The sequence below is a fragment of the Rugamonas rubra genome (assembly GCF_900114705.1).
GTDB lineage: Bacteria > Pseudomonadota > Gammaproteobacteria > Burkholderiales > Burkholderiaceae_D > Rugamonas > Rugamonas rubra.
This window is the reverse complement of record NZ_FOTW01000015.1, coordinates 80310-100039: the sequence shown is the minus strand read 5'-3', so window position 1 is coordinate 100039 and position 19730 is coordinate 80310. Positions and strand designations below refer to the sequence as shown.

The following is a 19730-nucleotide window of genomic DNA, read 5'->3' as shown; positions in this document are numbered from 1 at the left end:
GCTGATACTACATCGCGGCAAACGCCGCCTCGATGTCGGCGATCAGGTCGGCCACATCCTCCAGGCCGACGTTGAAGCGCACCAAGATTCCCTCCTCCCGCCAGCCCTTGCGCATCTGCGCGATGCGGTAGGGCATGACCAGGCTGTTGGCGCCGCCCCAGCTGTAGCCGAGCTTGAACAGCTTCAAGGAATCGACGAAGCGGTCGGTCTGCTCCTCCGTGTAGCGGGCGTCGAACAGCACCGAGAACAGGCCGCCGGCGCCGCTGAAGTCGCGCCGCCAAACGGCGTGGCCGGGACAATCCTCGAAGGCCGGGTGCAGCACCTTGGCGATCTCCGGCCGCGCCTTGAGCCAGGCCGCCAGTTGCCGCGCCGCCTTGTCGTGGGCGTCGAAGCGCAGCTTCATGGTCGGCAGGCTGCGCAGCACCAGGTAGGCGTCGTCGGCGCCGACGCCCATGCCCAGGCGCATGTGCGCCAGGCTCAGCCGTTCATGCAGCGCGCGGTCGCGCGTGATCAGCGCGCCCATCAGCACGTCCGAGCCGCCCGACTGGTACTTGGTCAGCGCCTGCATGATGATGTCCACGCCCAGCTCGAAGCCGCGCAGCGCCAGCCCGGCCGACCAGGTGTTGTCGAGCGCGACGAGGACGCCGCGCGCGTGCGCCGCCGCGCAGATGGCCGGCAAGTCGGGCACCTCCATCGACACCGAGCCGGGCGCCTCGGTCCAGATCAGTTTGGTATTCGGTTGGATCAGCGCGGCGATGCCGGCGCCGACCAGCGGATCGTAGTAGCGCGCGGTGACGCCGAAGTCCTGCGACAACCACTTGCCCAGCTCGCGGTTGGGGTTGTAGACGTTGTCGGGCAGCAGCACGTCGTCGCCCGTCTTGAGCAGCGCGAAGTCGACCATGGCGATGGCGGCCAGGCCGCTGGGCGCCAGCAGGCAGTGCTTGCCGTCCTCGATCTCGGCCAGCCGCGCCTCCAGCGTGAAGGTGGTCGGCGTGCCGTGCAGGCCGTAGGTATAGGCGTTCTTCTCCTTCCAGTCGCCCGAGCGCATGGCCGCGACGTTCTTGAACAGCACCGTGGAGGCGTGGTGGATCGCGCTGGGGAAGGCGGCGAAGCCCTCCGGCGCCTTGTAGTCGGTGTGGATCAGTGCGGTCTGGGCGGATTTTTTGCGAGTCATGGTGTCGGCGGGCGGATATGTGGTTGCGGGGGCTGCGGCAAGAGTCAGCGGCGCCAATCCAGGGTCAGACCCTAGGGTCTGACCCTCGGTCTGACCCTAGGTCTGACCGCGGCTCTTTGCCGCGGGGTTTTGCCGGCGCACTGGCGTCTTGTGTACCAAAAAAAAGGGCGGACCGTCGCCGGTCCGCCCTCATTATATGTCGATCCGCGCGGCGGACCGGCGGCTTACGCCACCTGGGCCCACAGGTCGTGGGCGTCGGCGGCGGTGATGGTGACGTCGACGAACTGGCCGACGCTGAGCTTCTTGCCCGGCATCAGCGAGCCCTTGATGTGCACCACGCCGTCGATTTCCGGCGCGTCGGCGCTGGAGCGGCCGACGGCGCCACGGGTGGTCACCTCGTCGATCAACACGCGCACGGTCTTGCCGACCTTGGCTTGCAGGCGCTGCTTGGAGATCTCCTCCTGCAGCAGCATGACGCGGCCGCGACGCTCTTCACGCAGTTCCTCGGGCACCGGATTGTCCAGCGCGTTGGCGGTGGCGCCCTCGACCGGCGAGTAGGCGAAGCAACCCAGGCGGTCGATCTGCGCCTCCTTGAGGAAGTCCAGCAGGTATTCGAACTCGGCCTCGGTCTCGCCGGGGAAGCCGGCGATGAAGGTCGAGCGGATGGTCAGGTCCGGGTTCATGGCGCGCCAGGCTTGGATGCGGTCGAGGTTCTTCTCGCCGCTGGCCGGACGCTTCATGCGCTTGAGCACCTCGGGGTGGGCGTGCTGCATCGGAATGTCCAGGTAGGGCAGGATGTGGCCGCCGCTCATCATCGGGATCACTTGGTCGACGTGCGGGTATGGATAGACGTAGTGCAGGCGGACCCAGGCGCCGTAGGTCTTGGCCAGCTCGCCCAGCGCTTCGGTCAACTGGGTCATGTGGGTCTTGACCGGGCGGCCGTTCCAGAAGCCGGAGCGGAACTTGACGTCGACGCCGTAGGCCGAGGTGTCCTGCGAGATCACCAGCAGTTCCTTGACGCCGGCCTTGAACAGGTTCTCGGCCTCCATCATCAGCTCGGCGATCGGGCGCGACACCAGGTCGCCGCGCATCGACGGGATGATGCAGAAGCTGCAGCGGTGGTTGCAACCCTCGGAGATCTTCAGGTAGGCGTAGTGCTTCGGCGTCAGCTTGACGCCCTGCGGCGGCAGCAGGTCGAGGAAGGGGGCGTGCGGCTTGGGCAGGTACAGGTGGACCGAGTCCATCACCTCGCCGAGCGCGTGCGGGCCGGTCACGGCCAGCACCTTCGGGTGCACCTTCATGATGATGTCGTCGCCGGCGGCGTCTTTTTTCGCGCCCAGGCAGCCGGTGACGATGACCTTGCCGTTCTCGGCCAGCGCCTCGCCGATGGCGTCGAGCGATTCCTGCACGGCGGCGTCGATGAAGCCGCAGGTGTTGACGATGACCAGGTCGGCGCCGTCGTAGGACTTGGCCGTCTCATAGCCTTCGGCGCGCAGCTGGGTCAGGATTTGTTCGGAGTCGACCAGCGCCTTCGGGCAGCCGAGCGAGACGAAGCCGACTTTCGGCGCGGAACCGGTGAAGGTGGTGCTGCCGGCTGGCGACGGGGCTGGCGCGGCGGCGGGAATGCGGGAGATCTCGGACATAGTGGGTGCGGGGAAAGAAGATTCAGGCGAATCTGCCATTATAGCGCATGGCGCAATGGGGCAGGATTTCCGTGGGGAATTGAGCGCGGGCGGCAACAAGGCCGCCGGCGGCGCCGAAAACACAGCGGCGGCGCGCGGGAACCAGCCCGGGCGCCGCCGCTGCGGTGACGGAAACAGGATCAGGTCTTGTCGGTCGGAACCGGCGGCACGAAGGGGAAGGTGCCGAAGATGTTCTTGCTCTGGCTTTGCATCTGTTCCTGCATCTGCACGAACAGGCTCTTGCTCTGGTCGATGTAGTTGTTCATCATGCCCTGCATCATCGGGCCCTGCACGTTCATGAACTGGGTCCACATTTCCGGGCTGAAGGGCTTGCCTTCGAAGGTGCCGGCCGCGCCGCCGCCGCCGGTGAACTTGCGCTGGATGTCGGTGAAGGCCTGCACGTTCTTCTCCAGGTAGGAGCCCATCATGCCCTGCATGGCGTGGCCGTAGTAGCGGATGATCTGCGCCAGCACGACGCTGGAGAACATCGGCGCGCCGTTGGCCTCCTCCTCCAAGATGATCTGCAACAGGATGCTGCGCGTTAAATCCTCGTTCGACTTGGCGTCGACGACGGTGAACTCTTCGTTGTCGAGCACCAACTGCTTCACGTCCGTCAGCGTGATGTAGGAACTGGTCTGGGTATCGTACAGACGGCGGTTGGGGTATTTCTTAATCAGGCGGTCAGCATTTTTTTTCGCACTACTCATCACAAGTCCACTTATTGCGCCGCAGCGCGTACTCTAACAATTCGAAAAAAAAGCGAACTTCGGTCCGCTTTCCCACAAGCCTACTTCACCTATTATAGAGTGGAAAAAGCAGCATTTGCACATCCACTTATAACTTTTAGGTTTTTATTGCAACGCAACCAAATTTACAACATAACAAGTATGTGACGGCGACGTGACAGACCCTGGACGCAAAAACGGGGCCACAACGTGGCCCCGTGCGGTGTTGCCGCAGTTAATCTGCTCTTACTTTGACGTAACGTCCTGGCGCCGCCTCGATGGTCGGATGGCTGGCGCTGCCCAGACTGCTGCGGGCCTTCACCGACTTGCCGCCGTGCTCGGCGAGGAACTGCGACCACTGCGGCCACCAGCTGCCGGCGTGCTCGGTGGCGCCGGCCATCCAGCTGTCGGCGTCGGGCAGCGCGGCGGCGGCGGCGGCGGCGGCGGCCTTGGCCGCCTTCGACGTTTTACCCTTGGCCGCCGGCTTGGCCGCTGCGGCGGCGTCGTTGGTCCAATAGCTGCGCTTGTTCTTGACCGGCGAATTGATCACCCCGGCGATGTGGCCGGAGGCGCCCAGCACGAAACGGTTCAGCTCCGGCTGGTCCTGGTTGAGGATGGCCAGCGAGCCGTAGGCCGACGGCCACGGCACAATATGGTCCTCGCGCGAACCGTAGACGAAGGTCGGCGTGCGGATCGCGCCCAGGTCGAGCGGCGTGCCGGCCACCGTCAGCTTGCCCGGCACCTTCAGGCTGTTCTCCAGATAGGTGTGGCGCAGATACCAGCAGAACATCGGGCCGGGCAGATTGGTGCTGTCCGAATTCCAGTACAGCAGGTCGAACGGCGGCGGCTCGTTACCCTTCAGGTAGTTCGACTGCACGTAGTTCCACACCAGGTCGTTCGGCCGCAGGCTGGAAAAAGTGCTGGCCAAGTCGCGGCCCGGCATCAGGCCGCCGTCGCGCAAGGTCTTTTCGCGCAACGCCACCTGGGTCTCGTCGACGAAAACGTCGAGCACGCCGGTGTCACTGAAGTCGAGGAAGGTGGTCAGCAAGGTCAGGCTGGAGGCCGGATGCTCGCCGCGCGCGGCCAGCACGGCCAGCGCGGTCGAGATGATGGTGCCGCCGACGCAGAAGCCGAGCATGTTGAGCTGCTCCTGGCCGGAAATCTCCTGCGCCACGCGGATCGCCTGGATGGCGCCCTGCTCCACGTACTGGTCCCAGGTGGTGCCGGCCAGCGACTTGTCCGGATTGCTCCAGGACACCAGGAACACCGTGTTGCCCTGGTCGACGGCGTACTTGACCAGCGAGTTTTCCGGCTGCAAATCCAGGATGTAGAATTTGTTGATGCACGGCGGCACCATCAGCAGCGGCCGCTGGTGCACGTTCGGCGTGCTCGGGCTGTATTGGATCAGCTGGAACAGCGGATGCTCGAACACCACCTGGCCGGGCGTGGTGGCGAGGTTGCGGCCGACCTCGAAGGCGGTCTCGTCGGACAGCGAGATGTGGCCCTTGTTGATGTCGGCCAGCATGTTGGCCAGGCCACGGGTCAGGCTCTCGCCCTTGGTCTCGATGAGCTTTTGCTGGGCTTCCGGATTGGTGGCGAGGAAGTTGGCCGGCGACATGGCGTCGACGATTTGCTGGACGGCAAAGCGGATCTTTTGCTTTTGATGGGGCGTCGACTCGACCGAGTCGGCCATGGCGGTGAGAAACTTGGCGTTGAGCAGGTATGATGCCGCATTGAACGACGACAAGAGGTTGCCCTGCCAGGCGGCCGAGCTGAAACGACGGTCGCCGATGGCCGGCGGTTTGCCGGCCAGGAAATCCTGCCACAGGGTGCCGACATCGGCCATGTAGCGGTTCTTCAGCTCCTCGACGACTTCCGGCTGGATGGCGGCGCCGACGTCTTTCAGGACGGCGGCAACCGGATGGCTGTCGGCCTCCGGCACCATTTTTAACCAGGATTGCCACTGGCTGGGGTCGCTGATCTGCGACATCCATGCGTTGGCAATGACTTGAGGATCTGGCACATTCATGTTTGATTCCCTAAAAATAGTTGTATATCTTTACTTCACCAAGGCTGCTGTATGCTGATTGTCGCTATTGCATGGATCTACGTCGTCGGCTTGATCGCCGTGACGCAAGCCAGCGTTTCCGCTGGGATTTTCACCTTCCTACTGTACTGCGTGCTACCGCTGGGCTTCGGCTACTACGTGGCCGGCAGCCGCAAGCGCAAGGCCAAGCGCGATGCCGCCTGGCAGGCCGCCCACCAGGCCCGACTGGCGGCGCAACAGGCCGCAGCGGCAAGCGCCCCGGCCGCCGCCCCGCCAGAAGACTAAGCGAGACGGCGCACACGTCACTTGATCCAGATCAAACTCGCCTGCCGTCCGGTGACACCGTCGCGCCGATAGGAGTAGAAATTGGCGACGTCGGAGACGGTGCACAGCTCGCCCCCGGCGATGCGCGACACGCCGTCGGCCTCAAGCATACAACGGGCCAGCGCATAAATGTCGGCAAGATATTTTCCGGGGTGGCCGGGCAGCGGCGTGAAGGCCGCCGTCAGGCGCGCCGCGTCGGCCGCGCTGCCCTGCTCCAGGAAGGTTTGTTTGACCTCGGCGCCGACCTCGAAGCGGGCCGGACCGATGGCCGGCCCCAGCCAGGCGAGGATCTCGCCGGCGCCGGCCGCGCGCATGCCGGCCACGGTGCGCGCCAGCACGCCGTTGGCCAGGCCGCGCCAACCGGCGTGCGCCGCCGCCACCACCTTGCCGGCGCGGTCGCAAAACAGCACGGGAAGACAATCGGCCGTCATGATGACGCAGACGCTGCCGGGCGCGTGCGCCAGACTGGCGTCCGCCTCCGGCGCGGCCAGCGCGGGGTCCGTCGGCAGCAAGGCGACCTGCCCTTCCGCCCACGGCGGGGCGAAATTGGCGTGCGCCTCCACCGTGGCGGCGCCCGGCACCGCCGGCGCCGAGGCGAGCAGCGGGTCGGCCTGCGGTACGCCGCCCTCCGCAGCTGCTGCGGCGGCGGCGGCGGCGAAACCGGCATGCGCCGTCACGTCGAACACGGTGGTGCCGTGCACCTGGGTCAGCCAGGCCGGCTCGGCCGGCAAGGCGGCGCGCAGCAAGCCACGGTTGAAGGCGACGCAGCCCGGCTGGTCGCCGACGTGGACGCCCAGGTTGAAGCCGCCGCCGCCAAAGCCGTCGTCGTACGGCGCCACGCTGACACCACCGCGCCGGGTGGTGAACAGCGCGCCCACATTGGCCGGCAACTCCGGCCAATCGGGCGACAACCAGGACGAGGACGAGGACGAGGACGAGGAAGGCGGGGCGGCTGGCACGTTCAACCCCGTCAAACCATCTCCGGCTCTTCGATGCCGGCCTGGGCGATCAGCGCGGCGAAGTCGTCGGCCAGCGGCACCAGCCACTCGCACTGCTCGCCGGTGGCCGGGTGGACCAGGCCGAGGCGGCGCGCCTGCAGCGCCTGGCGCGGGAAGACGTTGGCCAGATGCTGCTTGCCATACATCACGTCGCCGACCAGCGAGAAGCCGATCGACATCATGTGGACGCGGATCTGGTGGGTGCGACCCGTTTCCAGGCGGCACTGGACCAGGCTGACCGGACGACGGTCGAGATCGCCCGAGGCCAGCAACTCGTAGTGGGTGATCGCCGGCTTGGCCGAGAAGTTGGTCGAGACGGCCATCTTGATGCGGTCCTTCGGATGGCGGCCCATCGAGGCGTCGATGGTGCCGCTCTGGCGCGGCGTGCCCCAGACCAGCGCGAAGTACTCGCGCTTGACGGTGCGGGCGGCCAGCTGGCGCACCAGGTCGGTCTGGGCCGGCAGGTTCTTGCCGACCACCATCAGGCCGCTGGTGTCCTTGTCGAGGCGGTGGACAATGCCGGCGCGCGGCACACCGCTCAGCTGCGGGCAGTGGTGCAGCAGGCCGTTGAGCAGCGTGCCGGACCAGTTGCCGGCGCCCGGGTGGACCACCAGGCCGGCCGGCTTGTTGATGACGATCAGGTGTTCGTCCTCGTAGACGATGTTCAATTCCATCGCTTCGGGCTTAAAAGCCTCGTCTTCCGGCGCCGGTTGGGGCAGAATGACGATCTTCTCGTCGCCGTAGACGGTGTCCTTGTTACTGCGGGCAACTTTGCCGTCGACCGTGACGAAGCCGTCGTCGATCCACATTTGCAGGCGGCCACGGGAGAATTGCGGCACCAGCTTGGAAATCACCTTGTCGAGGCGCTGACCACAGGCATCCGGCGTCAGTTCGAGTTCGATAGGCGCCAGGCCGTCGTCGTCGCCATCGGCTAGAATCTCCGCGTCGAACTCGGCGTCGAGTTCATGATCGGAGGAAGAATCAGCCAAATTCGGCTTTGGAGTTAATATCACAGCATTCCCATCGGCTATAATCAGCCTATTGTAAAAACTTGGTTAAAACACCTTCTTGCAAAACAACATGCAAAAAAAATTATCGTTAGTTGCAGCAACCGTCGTCCTGCTTGGTTTGTCAGCTTGCAGCTTATTGCCAGAAAAAGTCGATGAGACTAAAGGCTGGAGCGCTACGAAATTATACTCGGAGGCGACCGATGAATTGGAGGGCGGCCACTACGAACGCGCAATTCAGTTGTTCGAGAAGCTAGAATCGAGCTATCCTTTCGGCACCTACGCCCAGCAGGCGCAGATGGAGATCGCCTACGCCTACTACAAGGCACAGGACCAGGCCCAGGCGCTGGCCGCCGTCGAGCGCTTCATCAAGCTGCACCCGAATCACGCCAACGTGGATTATATGTACTATCTGCGCGGTCTGATCAACTTTAACGACCAGATCGGCTTCCTCAACTTCATCTACGAGCAAGATCCGACCGAACGCGACCCGAAAGCCACGCGCGAGGCCTTCAGCGCCTTCAAACAGCTGGTCGACAAATTCCCGAACAGCAAGTATACCCCGGACTCGATCGATCGCATGAAGTATCTGATCAACGCGATGGCGTCGTACGAGGTGCACGTGGCGCGCTACTACTACCGCCGGGGCGCCTACCTGGCCTCGGTCAACCGCGCGATGGGCGCCGTCAACGACTACCGCGACTCGCCGGCGATCGAGGAAGCGCTGTTCATCATGATCCGTGGCTACGACAAGCTGGGCATGAGCGAGCTGCGCGACGACACGATGCGCGTGTTCAAGCAGAACTATCCGAAGAGCGCCTTCCTCGACGAGGGTGTCAAGGCGGAACGCCACTGGTGGAAGCTGTGGAACTAGGCTTGCTGCCGAGCTGAGCTAAAAACCGGGGCCCGCCCCGGTTTTTTGTTGGCGTGGCGCCGTGCCGGCAGGCCCGCGCGGAGCCCGCCACAGCGCGCATACTGCGACGGAGGCAAGCCACCGGCGCGGCCCCAGGGTCAGACCCTAGGGTCTGACCCTCAAGGTGGCCGGCTGGCCGCTACTCGGCGACGCGGCGGCGGAACATCCAGCTGTTGGCGCTCGACTCGGCCGGCACGTAGGCGTAGCCGTCGACGTCGAAGTCCTTCAGGCGTTGCGGGTCGCGCACATTGTTGACGGCGGCGTAGCGCGCCAGCAGGCCACGGGCCCGCTTGGCGTAGAAGGAAATGATTTTATACTTGCCGCCCTTCCACTCCTGGAACACCGGGGTGATGACGGGCACGGCCAGCTTGGCCGGCCGGACGGACTTGAAGTATTCCTCCGACGCCAGGTTGACCAGCACCTTGGCGCCCTGCGCCTCGGCGTTGCGGTTGAGCGCCTGGGTGATGGTGTCGCCCCAGAAGGAATACAAGTCCTTGCCGCGCGGCGTGTCGAGCCGGGTGCCCATTTCCAGCCGGTGCGGCTGGATCAGGTCGAGCGGACGCAGCATGCCGTACAGCCCGGACAGGATGCGGATGTGCGACTGGGCGTAGTCGAGCTGGCCCGGCGTCAGGCTGCGCGCCGCCAGGCCGGTGTAGACGTCGCCGTTGAAGGCCATGACGGCCTGGCGGCCGTCGGTCTGTTCCGGCGTCCAGGAAGCGTAGCGGGCCACGTTCAGGCTGGCCAGTTTGTCCGACAAGTCCATCAGGCTGGCCACGTCGGCCGGCGAGAAACGGCGCAGGCGCTCGATCAGCTGGGCCGATTGGCCGAGAAAGTCCGGCGTGGTGGCAATGGTCGTGGTGGGGGGCGTCTCCAAATCGAGACTTTTTGCGGGCGAAAGCACAATCAGCATAAGATTCCAAATCAACACATCTACAGAATTGCCGACATGATACCTGTTCCACCGAAACGCATCATCCTAGACACCAATGTTTGCCTCGACCTGTTCGTGTTCCACGATCCGCGCTGGGCCGGCCTGCTGGCCGCCATCGAGTCCGGCGCGGTCGAGGCGATCACCCGCGAGGATTGCCGCGCCGAATACCTGGTGGTGTTGCACTACCAGCATTTGCCGCTCGACGAGGCCAGCCGCCCGCTCGCCGCCGCCCGCTTCGACGCGCTGATCAAGGTGGTGGCGCCGCCGGTGTCGGGCGTGCGCCTGCCGGTCTGCACCGACCGCGACGACCAGAAGTTCCTCGAACTGGCGCGCGACGCCCAAGCCGACGTGCTGATCACCAAGGACAAGGCGCTGCTCAAGCTGGCGCGCCGGCTGGGCAAGGCCGGCATGTTCCGCGTCATCGTGCCGGAGGCGTGGACGCTGGACCAGCCGGCGGCCTGAGGCGGCGCGCCAGCCGAACCCCATCAGCCAAGGGGTCTGACCCCGTACGGGGTCAGACCCCGATCGTGGCGGCTCGGGGTACGGGGTAACCATCTGGGGCTGCGGGTCCAGCACTATCCCAAGGCTGCGGCATTCGGCCGCGGCCGCGCCCGGCGCGCGGCCGATAGAAAGGCGCTCCGGGCAACACCAAACGGGGCCGGCTGCGCTAGAATAAGAGGACCAATCAACTTGCCAGCCGCCATGAATAGTCGTCTTTCCGCCGCGCCCTTCCCCACCCCGCAGCTGCCCAGCCGCCTGCCGGCCGTGGGCACCACCGTGTTCAGCCGCATGTCGCAGCTGGCCGCCGAGTTCGGCGCGGTCAACCTGGGCCAGGGCTTTCCCGACTTCGCCTGCCAGCCGGCGCTGATCGACATGGTCGGCGAGGCCATGCGCGCCGGCTTCAACCAGTATCCGATGATGACCGGCGCGCCGCCGCTGCGCGCCGCCATCGTGCAGAAGATCGCCGCCCTCTACGGCCACGAGTACGACGCCGGCAGCGAGATCACCGTCACCGCCGGCGCCACCGAGGCGCTGACCACGGCCATCCTGTGCTGCGTCCATCCAGGCGACGAGGTGGTCGTCATCGAGCCGGCCTACGACTCCTACCTGCCGGCCATCGCGCTGGCCGGCGGTGTGCCGGTGCTGGTGCAGATGGAACTGGGCGAACGCGGCTACAGCGTGCCGTGGCACAAGGTGGCGGCCGCCGTCGGCGCGCGCACCCGGCTGATCATCATCAACAGCCCGCACAACCCGACCGGCAGCGTGCTGCGCGGCACCGACCTGGCTGCGCTGGCCGACATCGTGCGCGGCAGCGAGGTGCTGATCCTGTCCGACGAGGTGTACGAGCACATGGTCTACGACGGCGCGCGCCACGAGTCGGTGTGCCGCCTGCCGGAACTGGCGGCGCGCAGCTTCGTCGTCTCCAGCTTCGGCAAGACCTACCATGTGACCGGCTGGAAGGTCGGCTACGTGGCGGCGCCGGCCGCGCTCAGCGCCGAGTTCCGCAAGGTACACCAATACAATGTTTTCTCGGTCAACACGCCGATGCAGCACGGCTTCGCCAGCTACATGGCCGACCCGGCGCCGTATTTGGACTTGCCCGCCTTCTACCAGCGCAAGCGCGACCTGTTCCGCGCCGGCCTGCAAGGCAGCCGCTTCGAGCTGCTGCCGGCCGACGGCACCTATTTCCAGTGCGTCCGCTACGCCGCCATCTCCGACCTGCCGGAGGCGCAGTTCGCCGAGTGGCTGACCAGCGAGGTCAAGGTGGCGGCGATCCCGGTGTCGGCCTTCTATCAACAGGGCAAGGAGTCGGGCATCGTGCGCTTCTGCTTTGCCAAACAGGACGAGACACTCGCCTTGGCCTTGCAGCGGCTGGCCGGCGTGTAAGCGACACATACCAGCCCCGCCGGCGACGATCGGCGGGGCATAGCAAGACGGGAACGATCATGGCGCAACGGCGTATCAATTTGAAGGATCTGGTGCTGGGCAAGTCTTCGCGCTGGAAACTGTTCGCGCCGGCCCAGGCCGGCGACGCGGCGGCCGGGGGGGGCGCGGCGACGGCGCCGCCCGTCGGCGCGGCGCTGGAGGCGCCCTTGGCGGCGCCGCAGCCGGCCGAGGCGGAGCCGCCGACCTCGGTGCTGCACCAGCTGAACCTGTCGAACCGGCGCCTTGAGCGGCTGCTGCACGAGCTGCGCAACGAGCACAACGCCGAGGCCGAGCTGCGCGCCATCGCGCGCGAGGTGATCCTGGCGGTCGAGCTCAACCCCGACATCGCGCTGGCCTGCATCTTCCTCAACCAGATCGCCGGCAGCTATGCGGTGCGCCACTGCATCGAGACGGCGGTGGTGGCGGTGGTCATCGCGCGCGCCATGCAGAAGGCGCCGAAGGACACGCTGACCGTGACGGCGGCGGCGCTGACGATGAACGTCGGCATGCTGCGCCACCACGAGAACTTCCAGAACAAGCACACCCCGCTCAACCGCGAGGAGATGGCGATCATCCACCGCCACCCGGAGGACAGCGCCAACCTGCTCAAGTGCGCCGGCGTCGAGGACGAGGAATGGCTCTCCTGCGTGCTGCTGCACCACGAGAACGACGACGGCAGCGGCTATCCGGCCGGCGTCGCCAGTCCGCAGGTGACGCAGAACGCCAAGCTGATCAGTCTGGCCGACCGCTATTGCGCCCAGGTCTCGGCGCGCAACTACCGCCGCTCGGTGCTGCCCGACCAGGCCATGCGCAACCTGCTCGAAGACCATGAGCTGCCGCTCGACCCGGTGCTGGCCGAGCACTTCGCCCACCAGCTGGGCAACTATCCGCCCGGCTGCCTGGTGCGGCTGCAAAACGGCGAGGTCGGCGTGGTCACGCAACGCCTGTCCGACGACGGCCTGCTGGGCGTGCGCTGCCTACGCGGCACGGCCGGCGCGGCGCTGGCCGACGGCCCGCTGCGCAGCACCGGCGACAGCGACTGCTCCATCGCCGAGGTGCTCAGCGAGGACCAGGCCGGCGTGCGTTTCAGCATGAAGCAGATCTGGGGCGCGCAGGCCAGCCTGTAGCCGCCGGCGCCATGCCGCCTCGTTGCCGGCCGGCGCCGAGCCGGCGACGCGGCCGGTGCGCGCTGCAAGCGCTACTATCGAGACAATCGACGCCTCAGCGCGCCAACTGCTCCAGCTTGCGCTCGACGAAGGCTTGCAGCTCCGCCGTCAGGCTGCCCGCCGCCTTGGCGCGGCCGTAGGCCTCGCGCGCCTCGGGCAGGCGCTTGTCGGCCTGCAGGGCGATGCCCAAGCCCATCCACCAGACGGCGTTTTGCGGCGCCAGGCGCAAGGCGGCCTGGTAATGTTCGGCCGCCTCGGCGTTGCGCTGGCCGCGTTGCAGCAGGCCGGCCAGCATGGCGTGGTAGTCGGCGTTGTTGGCGGCGTAAGGCATGGTGCGCAACAGTGTCTCGACGGCGGGACCGCCGCCTTCCACTTGCAGACGGGCCAACAGCATCGCCAACGCCGGCTGGCGCGGGTCGGCCGCCAGCGCGGCGCGCAGTTGCTGCGTCGCCTCGGCCGTGCGGCCGTTTTCCAGCAGCAGGCTGACCAGGGTCTGGCGCGCCGCCTCGTGCTGCGGGTCCAGCTGCAACGCTCGCTCCAAGCCGGCCAGCGCCTCGCTGACGCGGCCTTCCTGCAACCCGCCGAGAGCGCGACGGTAGGCGCTCTCGGCGCGCACCGCCGGGCTCAGCTCGTTTTCCATGCGCTCGACGGCACGCGGCGAGGCAAACAGCTTTTTCTCCGCCCGCGCTGCGCGCTCGGCAACACGGTCGGCGGCCGGCGCCGAACGCGCCACCACAGCCGCGCGGTTCACCGACGAACGCTCTGCCACCGGCGCGGGATTCGGCAATGCCACCTGCCCCGCCGGGGCGGATGAGCCCGCCACGCCGCTGGTTTCGGGGCCGGCCGGCGCGCCCAATGTGGCAGTGGCGGCGCCTGGCATCGCCGCCGGCGCTGCGGCCGGGGCGACGGTTGCCGCCACCGGGGCAGCGCGGGCGCCCGGTGTCACCAGCACAATCGGCGGCGCCACGGCGGCCGGCGGCCGATGCGCCACATAATAGCGCCAACCCAGCCAGCCGCCGGCGGCCAACGCCAGCAGCGCGGCGGCGCCGGCGCCCAGCAGCACGGCGCGCTTGCCGTCGCGCGCCGGCGCCAGCACCGTCTTGATCTCCTGGCGGTCGGCCTGGGCGCCCGGCCCGCCGCGCGCGTCCAGGTCCTGCAGCATTTTATTGATCAAGCTCATTTGCTCAGCGTCCAGGTGAGTCCGCAGGCGGCGGCCAGCAGGGTCAGGCCGGCGCCGGCCAGCCAGGGCCAGCGCCAGCCGGCGCGCTTGCCGCTCTGCGTGTCGCCGGCGGCCAGCTTGACGTGGCGCCGGCTGACCTGCTGGCGGCCCTCGCCGTAGCACAACATCAGCGCCTTGTTGGCGATGATGTTGACCAGGCGCGGAATGCCGCCGCTGGCTGCGTACAGCTTGCCGATAGCGCCCCGGCTGAACAGGCGGGCGCCGCCGTAGCCGGCGACGCGCAGGCGGTGTGCCAAATAGTATTCCATGTCGTCGCGCGTGAGCGGTCCCAGGTGGTAGTGGAAGGTGATGCGTTGCGCCAACTGGCGGATCGAGTCCAGCTCCAGGTGGCGGTTCAGCTCGGGTTGGCCGAACAACACGATCTGCAACAGCTTGCGCTTCTCCGTCTCCAGATTGGTCAACAGGCGCAGCGCCTCCAGGCTTTCCAGCGGAATCGCCTGCGCCTCGTCCAGGCACAGCAGCACCTGCTTGCCCTGCCCGGCCAGCTCCATCAGCCGGTAGGTGATCGACTTGAGCAACTGGTGCTGGTCGACGTCGCGCGCCAGTGTCACTTCCAGCTCGTCGGCCAGGGCCAGCATCAAGGTGCGCGGCTCCAGGTACGGGTTGGGGATGTAGGCGGTGACGAAGTTCTCGCCCAGGGTGGCGATGAACTTGCGGCACAGCAGCGTCTTGCCGGTGCCGACCTCGCCGGTGATCTTGATGAAGCCCTCGCCGTTGCGCGCCGCCACCAGCAAGGTGTTGAGCGCCTCCTGCGAGCGCGCGTTGCTGAAGAAAAAGCTGGTGTCGGGCGTCAGGCTGAACGGCACCTCGCGCAGGCCGAAATGTTGCTGGTACATGGTTAGCGGCGCTCCATCGGACGGCGCGGATCGAGTTCCTTGACGCGGCGGCCGGCCTCGAGCAGGTCCTCGTTCCAGCTAGCGCCGCTCTCGACGATGGTCGGCTTGATCAACACCACCAGCTCGCGCTTCTGCATCACGTCCTTGGTGTTGCGGAACAGCGCGCCGAGCAGCGGCACGTCGCCGGCGCCGGGCACCTGCGAGCGGTCGGTGGTGGTGGCCTGGCGCATCAGGCCGCCGATGGCGACCACCTGGCCGTCCTGGCCGCGCACCATGCTGTCCATTTCCGAGGTCGACGAGGCCGCCAGCGGCAGCGTCAGGCTGCCGGCCACGCCCAGATTGACGCCCTTGCTGACGGTCGACACCTGGCTCACCGAGGGGTGCACGTGCAGCGTGATGTTGCCGCGCGCGTCGATCTGCGGCGTCACGTCGAGCACCACGCCGGAGAAGAACGGTTGCAAGGTCACGCTGGGCGAGGTGACCGGGGCGCTGCCGGCGCTGGTGGTGGTGGTGGTGCTGACGCCGGTGACGTAGAACTCGTCTGTGCCGATCTTCAACACGGCCTTCTGGTTGTTCAAGGTGGCGATGCGCGGGCTCGACAGCACGTGCACCGTGCCCTGCGATTCGAGGAAGGAGATCAGCGCGGCGAAATTGCTGGTCTGGAAGGCCAGGCCGAACAGCGAGCCGACGGCGTCGCCGGCCGCGCCCAGCGAATAGCCGCTGCTGGCGGTAATGCCGACGCCGCCGGCGCTGGCGATGACGCTCGGCGCGGTGGCGCCGCCGCCACCCTGGGGCAGCGGGTTCAGCGCGGTGCCGGGCGCCAGGAAGCCGGTGGAGAACTTGTTGTTGCCGTGGCCGTCGCGGAAGCGGCCGAAGGCGGACCAGTTGATGCCGCTCTGGAAGCCGCTGTTGAGCTCGACCTCGAGGATCTTCGCCTCCAGGATCACCTGGCGCTCGACCGACAGCTGGGTGGCGCGCAGGTACTGCTCGACGTTGCGCAGCTCCTCGGGCATGGCGCGGATCAGCACCACGCCGGACTGCGGGCTGATGACCACGCTGCGGCCGTCCTTGCCGGTTTCGATGATGGCCTCCAGCGCCATCTTCAGTTCGGCCCAGAAGTCGCTATTGGTCTGGGTCGAGACGTTGCTGCTGTCGCGTTGCGAGTTGCGGCTGTTGGCGTCGGTCGGGTTGTTGCCGGAATTGTCGTTGTTGTTGTTCGGCGTGCTGTTGTTGCCGCCGCTGTTGCTGGTGTTGCTGTTGCTGCTGGTGCCGGCGCTGGCCACCGAGGTCGAGTTGACGCGCAGGCTGGAGCTGCCGCGCCGCACCGAGGTCAGGTAGTTGACCTGAAACATGCGCGTCTGCATGGTCAACGGGCGGATGTAGATGCGGCTGCCCTCGACCTTGTAGTCGTAGCCGTACAGCTCGCGCACGGCGTCGAGCGCCTCGAACAGGGTGACGTCCTTCAGGTTGGCGCTGATGCTGCCGACCACCTCTGGATGGATCAGCATGTTGTAGCGCGTGCCGGCGACGATGGAGTGGTAGAACTGCTGCGCCGCCACGTTGTTGAAGTTGACGTTGAAGCGCTCCTCCAGCACGGCGCGCGCCTTGGGCAGTTGCTCGGCCAGCTTGGCCACCGGCGGCAGCAGCGCGCTGGCCACGGCCTCGCTCTGCGTGGTCGCGGCCGGCTTGGCGGCCGCCGCCGCCAGCTCCTCGTTGATCTTGTCGTAGGTGTCGCGCCGATGCGGCGCCTGGCAGGCGCTCAGGCCCAACAGTACCGCCACGACCAGGAGTAGTTTTTGCATAGTGCGTCTCTTCATCAATACCAACATCAACGGGCCGTCGCCGGCCGCGTGTCCGCCTGTTCGGCGGGCAATAGGGTGAGTACCTCGACCTTGGCGCCGCGCCGCAGCACGACGCTGTTCTTGCCGACCTTGCTCAACACGGCGCCGTGGAACTTGTCGCCACGGCGCAGGGTCTGGCCGTCGATCACGGCGACCTCGCGGCCACGGCTGCCGGTCAGCACCGATTGTAGCTGCGGCCGGCCGCCGTTGGCCGGCGGCGCGGGGACGGCGGCGGCGGCGCCGACGCCCAGTGCGCGCACCGCCTCGGGTGGCGGCCGGGTCGGGTCGGCCAGGCCCTGCGCGGCGGCCGGCACGCATGCCGCCGCCAAGGCCAAGGCCGTGGCCAAGGCCGTGGCCAAGGCCGTGGTCAAGGCCAAGGCCGTGGCCTTGGCCAAACCCAGCGCCAGCGCCAGCCGGGGCGCCGGGCCCAGTGCCGGCACGGGCGGCCGGCGGCGTGGGGAGGCGTGGCGGGCGGCGGTCATATCGCGATCCATTTCTTGTCCAGGCTGAGCGTGTACAGCGTGAGGGTCAGGCGGGCGTTCGGGTAGTCGCCGGCGTCCAGCTTGGCCTTGCCCCAGAACAGCTGGCTCGGCAAGGCTTCCAGCGCGGCCATGTAGTTGACCATGTCGACGTAGCCGCCCTGCAGCACCACCTCGACGCCGTGGCGGTACAACAACTCCGGCGGTTTGGTCGGCGCGGCAGGCTTGGCAACGGTGCCGGCCACGGTGGCAGCCACAGCGGCCGGCTGGGCGGCGGCGGGCGCGGGCGGCGCCGCCGGCGTGATGGCGTCGAAGCCGGCGCTGACTTCGCTGATACCGCTGACCGGCAGCGTGCTCAGCGACAGCAACTGCAACTTTCCGTTGCCGCGCAGCAGATGTTCAAGCAGCGGCGCGATCCGCTCCGGCGCGACCAAGCCCTTTTGCAGCGCGCGCAAGGCGGCGCTGGCCTTGTCGCTCTCCTGGCCGGCTTGTTTCAGCTGGGCGCGCAGGGCCTCGTCGGGGTCGACGCCGAAGGCCGTCACCTTGCCGGTGATTTCCATATCGATGCCGGCGACCTGGTTTTGCTGCTGCTTGATCTGCGCCAGCAGCGCATTCTGCCGCGCCAACAAGGGATCGAGCAGCATCATGTAGACCAGGAAGACGATGGCAGCGGCGCTGCCGGCGAACACCATGGCGCGTTCGCGCAGGCTCATCGCGTCGAGCCGGGTGGTGAGTTTGAGCCATTGCTGTTTCATTTGGCGGCCTCCGGCATGCTCGATTGCAGACTGAACTCGACGAAGGGCGCCAGCTTGGCCGTGGCGGCCGGCGGCGCCGGCGCGGCGTCAGCCGGGGCCGGGGCGGCAACGCCGGCCAGCTTGGCCAGCGGCGCCGATATCGGCATCGCTGCCGGCGCCGCTACCGGTGCCGGCGCGGCCGGCTCGAGCATGGCGCGTTCGATGCGCAGGCTGGCGAAGGTCTTGCCGCGCATGATTTTTTCAGCGTTCAGGCGGGCGATGTAGTTGGGGATCAAGGTCGGCTGCATCGCCCTGCCCTGCACGCCGATGTCGTGGCCGGCGCCGACGATGGACACGCCGGTCAGCCACAGCCCGCCGACGTTCTGCCGCGCCAGGGCGCGGAAATACTCGGCGTAGCCGTCGGTGTTGCCGAGCCGGCCGTTGTGCAGCACGGCTTCGGCGTCGCGCAGCGACTTGAGCAGCAGCTCGGCGTTGGCCAGCTGTCCGGCCAGCGCCGGGTTGGCCAGGCGCGGTTGGAACTGCGCCGTCACCTTGGCCAGGCGCGCCTCGCGCTGTTCCAGCAACAGCTTGCCGGCGGCGGCGCGCTGCTCCAGCTCGCCGACGCGGGCGCGCGCGTAGCCGCCCAGCGCCAGCGCGCCGAGCAGGATCACCAGCAGCGCCTGCAACATCGGCACTGCGCCGAAGACCCGCTTCTTCTTCAGGAAAATCGGATTGAACAGGTTGATCTGCTGGCTCACAGGCTGCTCTCCTCGTAGCGCAGGGCGGCGCCCAGCGTGAGGAAGTAGCGGCGCTGCTGCTCCACCTCGGCCAGCTCGGGCGTGTTGGCCAGGTCGAAGACGTCGCTCAGCTCCATCGCCTCGACCGGCAGGTACAGATTGCTGGCCAGGTATTCGTGCAGGCCGGGCGCGCCGCTCGGCGCCAGCAGCAGCTTGGAGACGCTGATGAAATGGAACTGCCGGTCGAAGTGGTCCATCGAGCGCTGCAGCTCCAGCGCGATCTTCTCAAAACAGACCTGCTGCTTGTCGGAGTCCGGTTCGAGCAGCTGGGCCAGCGTGACGTCGATGTGGCGCGCCAGGTAGAGCTCGGCGTTGTAGGTGACGGTGAGCAGGCCGCCGTCGGCGCCGAAGGACAGCATGGCCAGGCCGCGCCCCTGCGGTTCGAGCAGGGCCGAGATGTTGCGCTGGGCCAGCTCGGGGATGTCGATCACGCGCAGGCGGAACTTGGCCGCGCCGAACAGCTCCTGGCGCGCCTTGACCACGCTGTTGCGCGCGGCGACGACGAACATGGTGTTGGCGCGCTGCACCGCGCTCTTGTCGACCGGGATCTCCAGCACGTCGATGGCGGCGTCGTCGACATGGAAATCGAGCATGTCCTTGAGGCGCCAGCGCACCGCCGTCTTGAGCTCCTCGCGCGGCACGTTGGGCGCCTCGACCGCCAGCAGCTGGTATTCGCCGCCGTTCAGCAGCGTGCCGCAGCGGAAGCTGCCGGCGCGCAGTTCGCGCGCCAGCTTGTCGAGCGCCTCGGGCGAGTCGCTGGGCTGGAGCGGATAGAACTGCGCCAGCTCGACCACCGGCTTGGCCTCGCTGACCCGGCGCACAGCGCCGACGCAAATGCCGTCGGCGAGCAGATTGATCGTCAGCCAGCCTTCTTTTTTCTTAGATTTTGAGAAGAAACCCATGCCTGCAA

General features: G+C 67.2%; 19 protein-coding genes. 5 read left to right on the top strand and 14 right to left on the bottom strand.

Features of this window, described 5'->3' with window-relative positions:
* Positions 1-7: 7 nt before the first annotated feature.
* The 4 genes from BM252_RS16505 to phaC all read right to left on the bottom strand — a co-directional run bounded on the left by BM252_RS16505 (position 8) and on the right by phaC (position 5610).
* Positions 8-1174, bottom strand: coding sequence for a cystathionine beta-lyase (locus BM252_RS16505; protein ID WP_093388764.1), 1167 nt, complete (start codon positions 1172-1174; stop codon positions 8-10).
* A gap of 224 nt (positions 1175-1398) precedes the next feature.
* Positions 1399-2817: a 30S ribosomal protein S12 methylthiotransferase RimO gene (gene rimO / locus BM252_RS16500; RefSeq protein ID WP_245774296.1), complete on the bottom strand. Its 1419-nt coding sequence runs from the start codon at positions 2815-2817 to the stop codon at positions 1399-1401.
* 179 nt (positions 2818-2996) lie between these two features.
* Positions 2997-3563 carry a polyhydroxyalkanoate synthesis repressor PhaR gene (gene phaR / locus BM252_RS16495; RefSeq protein WP_093388763.1) on the bottom strand — a complete coding sequence of 189 codons (567 nt, stop codon included), beginning with the start codon at positions 3561-3563 and terminating at the stop codon, positions 2997-2999.
* Between the two features lie 253 nt (positions 3564-3816).
* A complete protein-coding gene (gene phaC / locus BM252_RS16490; RefSeq protein ID WP_093388762.1) occupies positions 3817-5610 on the bottom strand; it encodes a class I poly(R)-hydroxyalkanoic acid synthase in 1794 nt (597 codons plus the stop codon).
* Between the two features lie 51 nt (positions 5611-5661).
* Here phaC and BM252_RS16485 point away from each other — a divergent pair, with 51 nt between their 5' ends.
* Positions 5662-5913, top strand: a complete 252-nt coding sequence (locus tag BM252_RS16485; protein WP_093388761.1) for a hypothetical protein — start codon at positions 5662-5664, stop codon at positions 5911-5913.
* A 17-nt stretch (positions 5914-5930) separates the two neighbouring features.
* Here the strand turns inward: BM252_RS16485 and pgeF are convergent, their stop codons facing one another.
* Together pgeF and BM252_RS16475 are read right to left on the bottom strand one after the other, a co-directional pair.
* Positions 5931-6911 carry a peptidoglycan editing factor PgeF gene (gene pgeF / locus BM252_RS16480; protein WP_245774295.1) on the bottom strand — a complete coding sequence of 327 codons (981 nt, stop codon included), beginning with the start codon at positions 6909-6911 and terminating at the stop codon, positions 5931-5933.
* Positions 6912-6922: 11 nt separating this feature from the next.
* Positions 6923-7939: an RluA family pseudouridine synthase gene (locus BM252_RS16475; protein WP_227458409.1), complete on the bottom strand. Its 1017-nt coding sequence runs from the start codon at positions 7937-7939 to the stop codon at positions 6923-6925.
* 91 nt (positions 7940-8030) lie between these two features.
* On the opposite strand from BM252_RS16475, the gene BM252_RS16470 reads away from it, so the two are divergent.
* On the top strand, positions 8031-8831 hold the full coding sequence (locus tag BM252_RS16470; protein WP_093388759.1) for an outer membrane protein assembly factor BamD: 801 nt from the start codon (positions 8031-8033) through the stop codon (positions 8829-8831).
* A gap of 178 nt (positions 8832-9009) precedes the next feature.
* Here the strand turns inward: BM252_RS16470 and yaaA are convergent, their stop codons facing one another.
* Positions 9010-9780 carry a peroxide stress protein YaaA gene (gene yaaA / locus BM252_RS16465; protein ID WP_093388758.1) on the bottom strand — a complete coding sequence of 257 codons (771 nt, stop codon included), beginning with the start codon at positions 9778-9780 and terminating at the stop codon, positions 9010-9012.
* Between the two features lie 36 nt (positions 9781-9816).
* Between yaaA and BM252_RS16460 the strand changes: the two genes are divergently transcribed.
* From BM252_RS16460 to BM252_RS16450, 3 genes are all read left to right on the top strand, one after another.
* Complete coding sequence (locus BM252_RS16460) at positions 9817-10263, top strand: putative toxin-antitoxin system toxin component, PIN family (protein WP_093388757.1); 447 nt, start codon at positions 9817-9819, stop codon at positions 10261-10263.
* Positions 10264-10503: 240 nt separating this feature from the next.
* Positions 10504-11688, top strand: coding sequence for a pyridoxal phosphate-dependent aminotransferase (locus BM252_RS16455; RefSeq protein WP_093388756.1), 1185 nt, complete (start codon positions 10504-10506; stop codon positions 11686-11688).
* 59 nt (positions 11689-11747) lie between these two features.
* Entirely contained in the window at positions 11748-12854 is a 1107-nt protein-coding gene (locus BM252_RS16450; protein WP_093388755.1) for an HD-GYP domain-containing protein, read from the top strand.
* A gap of 94 nt (positions 12855-12948) precedes the next feature.
* Here BM252_RS16450 and BM252_RS16445 read toward each other — a convergent pair whose 3' ends face one another.
* The 7 genes from BM252_RS16445 to pilM are packed head-to-tail and all read right to left on the bottom strand — an operon-like array spanning position 12949 to position 19722.
* Positions 12949-14073, bottom strand: a complete 1125-nt coding sequence (locus tag BM252_RS16445; RefSeq protein ID WP_093388754.1) for a tetratricopeptide repeat protein — start codon at positions 14071-14073, stop codon at positions 12949-12951.
* Positions 14070-14969 (bottom strand): ExeA family protein, encoded by a 900-nt coding sequence (locus tag BM252_RS16440; RefSeq protein ID WP_093388753.1) that lies wholly within the window; start codon positions 14967-14969, stop codon positions 14070-14072. Before BM252_RS16440 ends, BM252_RS16445 begins: the two co-directional genes overlap by 4 nt.
* A 2-nt stretch (positions 14970-14971) precedes the next feature.
* The gene (gene mshL / locus BM252_RS16435) at positions 14972-16771 is read right to left on the bottom strand and encodes a pilus (MSHA type) biogenesis protein MshL (RefSeq protein ID WP_093388752.1); all 1800 of its coding nucleotides are present in this window, start codon (positions 16769-16771) and stop codon (positions 14972-14974) included.
* Between the two features lie 26 nt (positions 16772-16797).
* On the bottom strand, positions 16798-17292 hold the full coding sequence (locus BM252_RS16430) for a hypothetical protein (protein WP_245774294.1): 495 nt from the start codon (positions 17290-17292) through the stop codon (positions 16798-16800).
* Positions 17289-18044: a type II secretion system protein GspM gene (gspM, locus tag BM252_RS16420; RefSeq protein ID WP_093388751.1), complete on the bottom strand. Its 756-nt coding sequence runs from the start codon at positions 18042-18044 to the stop codon at positions 17289-17291. Before gspM ends, BM252_RS16430 begins: the two co-directional genes overlap by 4 nt.
* Complete coding sequence (locus tag BM252_RS16415) at positions 18041-18781, bottom strand: hypothetical protein (protein ID WP_093388750.1); 741 nt, start codon at positions 18779-18781, stop codon at positions 18041-18043. The genes gspM and BM252_RS16415 overlap by 4 nt, the downstream gene beginning before the upstream one ends.
* Complete coding sequence (pilM, locus tag BM252_RS16410; RefSeq protein WP_093388749.1) at positions 18778-19722, bottom strand: type IV pilus biogenesis protein PilM; 945 nt, start codon at positions 19720-19722, stop codon at positions 18778-18780. The genes BM252_RS16415 and pilM overlap by 4 nt, the downstream gene beginning before the upstream one ends.
* Positions 19723-19730 lie beyond the last annotated feature (8 nt).

Coding starts and splice junctions, on each gene's coding strand:
- BM252_RS16470 (WP_093388759.1), top strand. CDS start 8,031: ATGCAAAAAAAATTATCGTTAGTTGCAGCAACCGTCGTCCTGCTTGGT.
- yaaA (WP_093388758.1), bottom strand. CDS start 9,780: ATGCTGATTGTGCTTTCGCCCGCAAAAAGTCTCGATTTGGAGACGCCC.
- mshL (WP_093388752.1), bottom strand. CDS start 16,771: ATGCAAAAACTACTCCTGGTCGTGGCGGTACTGTTGGGCCTGAGCGCC.
- rimO (WP_245774296.1), bottom strand. CDS start 2,817: ATGTCCGAGATCTCCCGCATTCCCGCCGCCGCGCCAGCCCCGTCGCCA.
- BM252_RS16430 (WP_245774294.1), bottom strand. CDS start 17,292: ATGACCGCCGCCCGCCACGCCTCCCCACGCCGCCGGCCGCCCGTGCCG.
- BM252_RS16440 (WP_093388753.1), bottom strand. CDS start 14,969: ATGTACCAGCAACATTTCGGCCTGCGCGAGGTGCCGTTCAGCCTGACG.
- BM252_RS16455 (WP_093388756.1), top strand. CDS start 10,504: ATGAATAGTCGTCTTTCCGCCGCGCCCTTCCCCACCCCGCAGCTGCCC.
- phaR (WP_093388763.1), bottom strand. CDS start 3,563: ATGAGTAGTGCGAAAAAAAATGCTGACCGCCTGATTAAGAAATACCCC.
- BM252_RS16445 (WP_093388754.1), bottom strand. CDS start 14,073: ATGAGCTTGATCAATAAAATGCTGCAGGACCTGGACGCGCGCGGCGGG.
- pilM (WP_093388749.1), bottom strand. CDS start 19,722: ATGGGTTTCTTCTCAAAATCTAAGAAAAAAGAAGGCTGGCTGACGATC.
- BM252_RS16460 (WP_093388757.1), top strand. CDS start 9,817: ATGATACCTGTTCCACCGAAACGCATCATCCTAGACACCAATGTTTGC.
- gspM (WP_093388751.1), bottom strand. CDS start 18,044: ATGAAACAGCAATGGCTCAAACTCACCACCCGGCTCGACGCGATGAGC.
- BM252_RS16450 (WP_093388755.1), top strand. CDS start 11,748: ATGGCGCAACGGCGTATCAATTTGAAGGATCTGGTGCTGGGCAAGTCT.
- BM252_RS16505 (WP_093388764.1), bottom strand. CDS start 1,174: ATGACTCGCAAAAAATCCGCCCAGACCGCACTGATCCACACCGACTAC.
- phaC (WP_093388762.1), bottom strand. CDS start 5,610: ATGAATGTGCCAGATCCTCAAGTCATTGCCAACGCATGGATGTCGCAG.
- BM252_RS16485 (WP_093388761.1), top strand. CDS start 5,662: ATGCTGATTGTCGCTATTGCATGGATCTACGTCGTCGGCTTGATCGCC.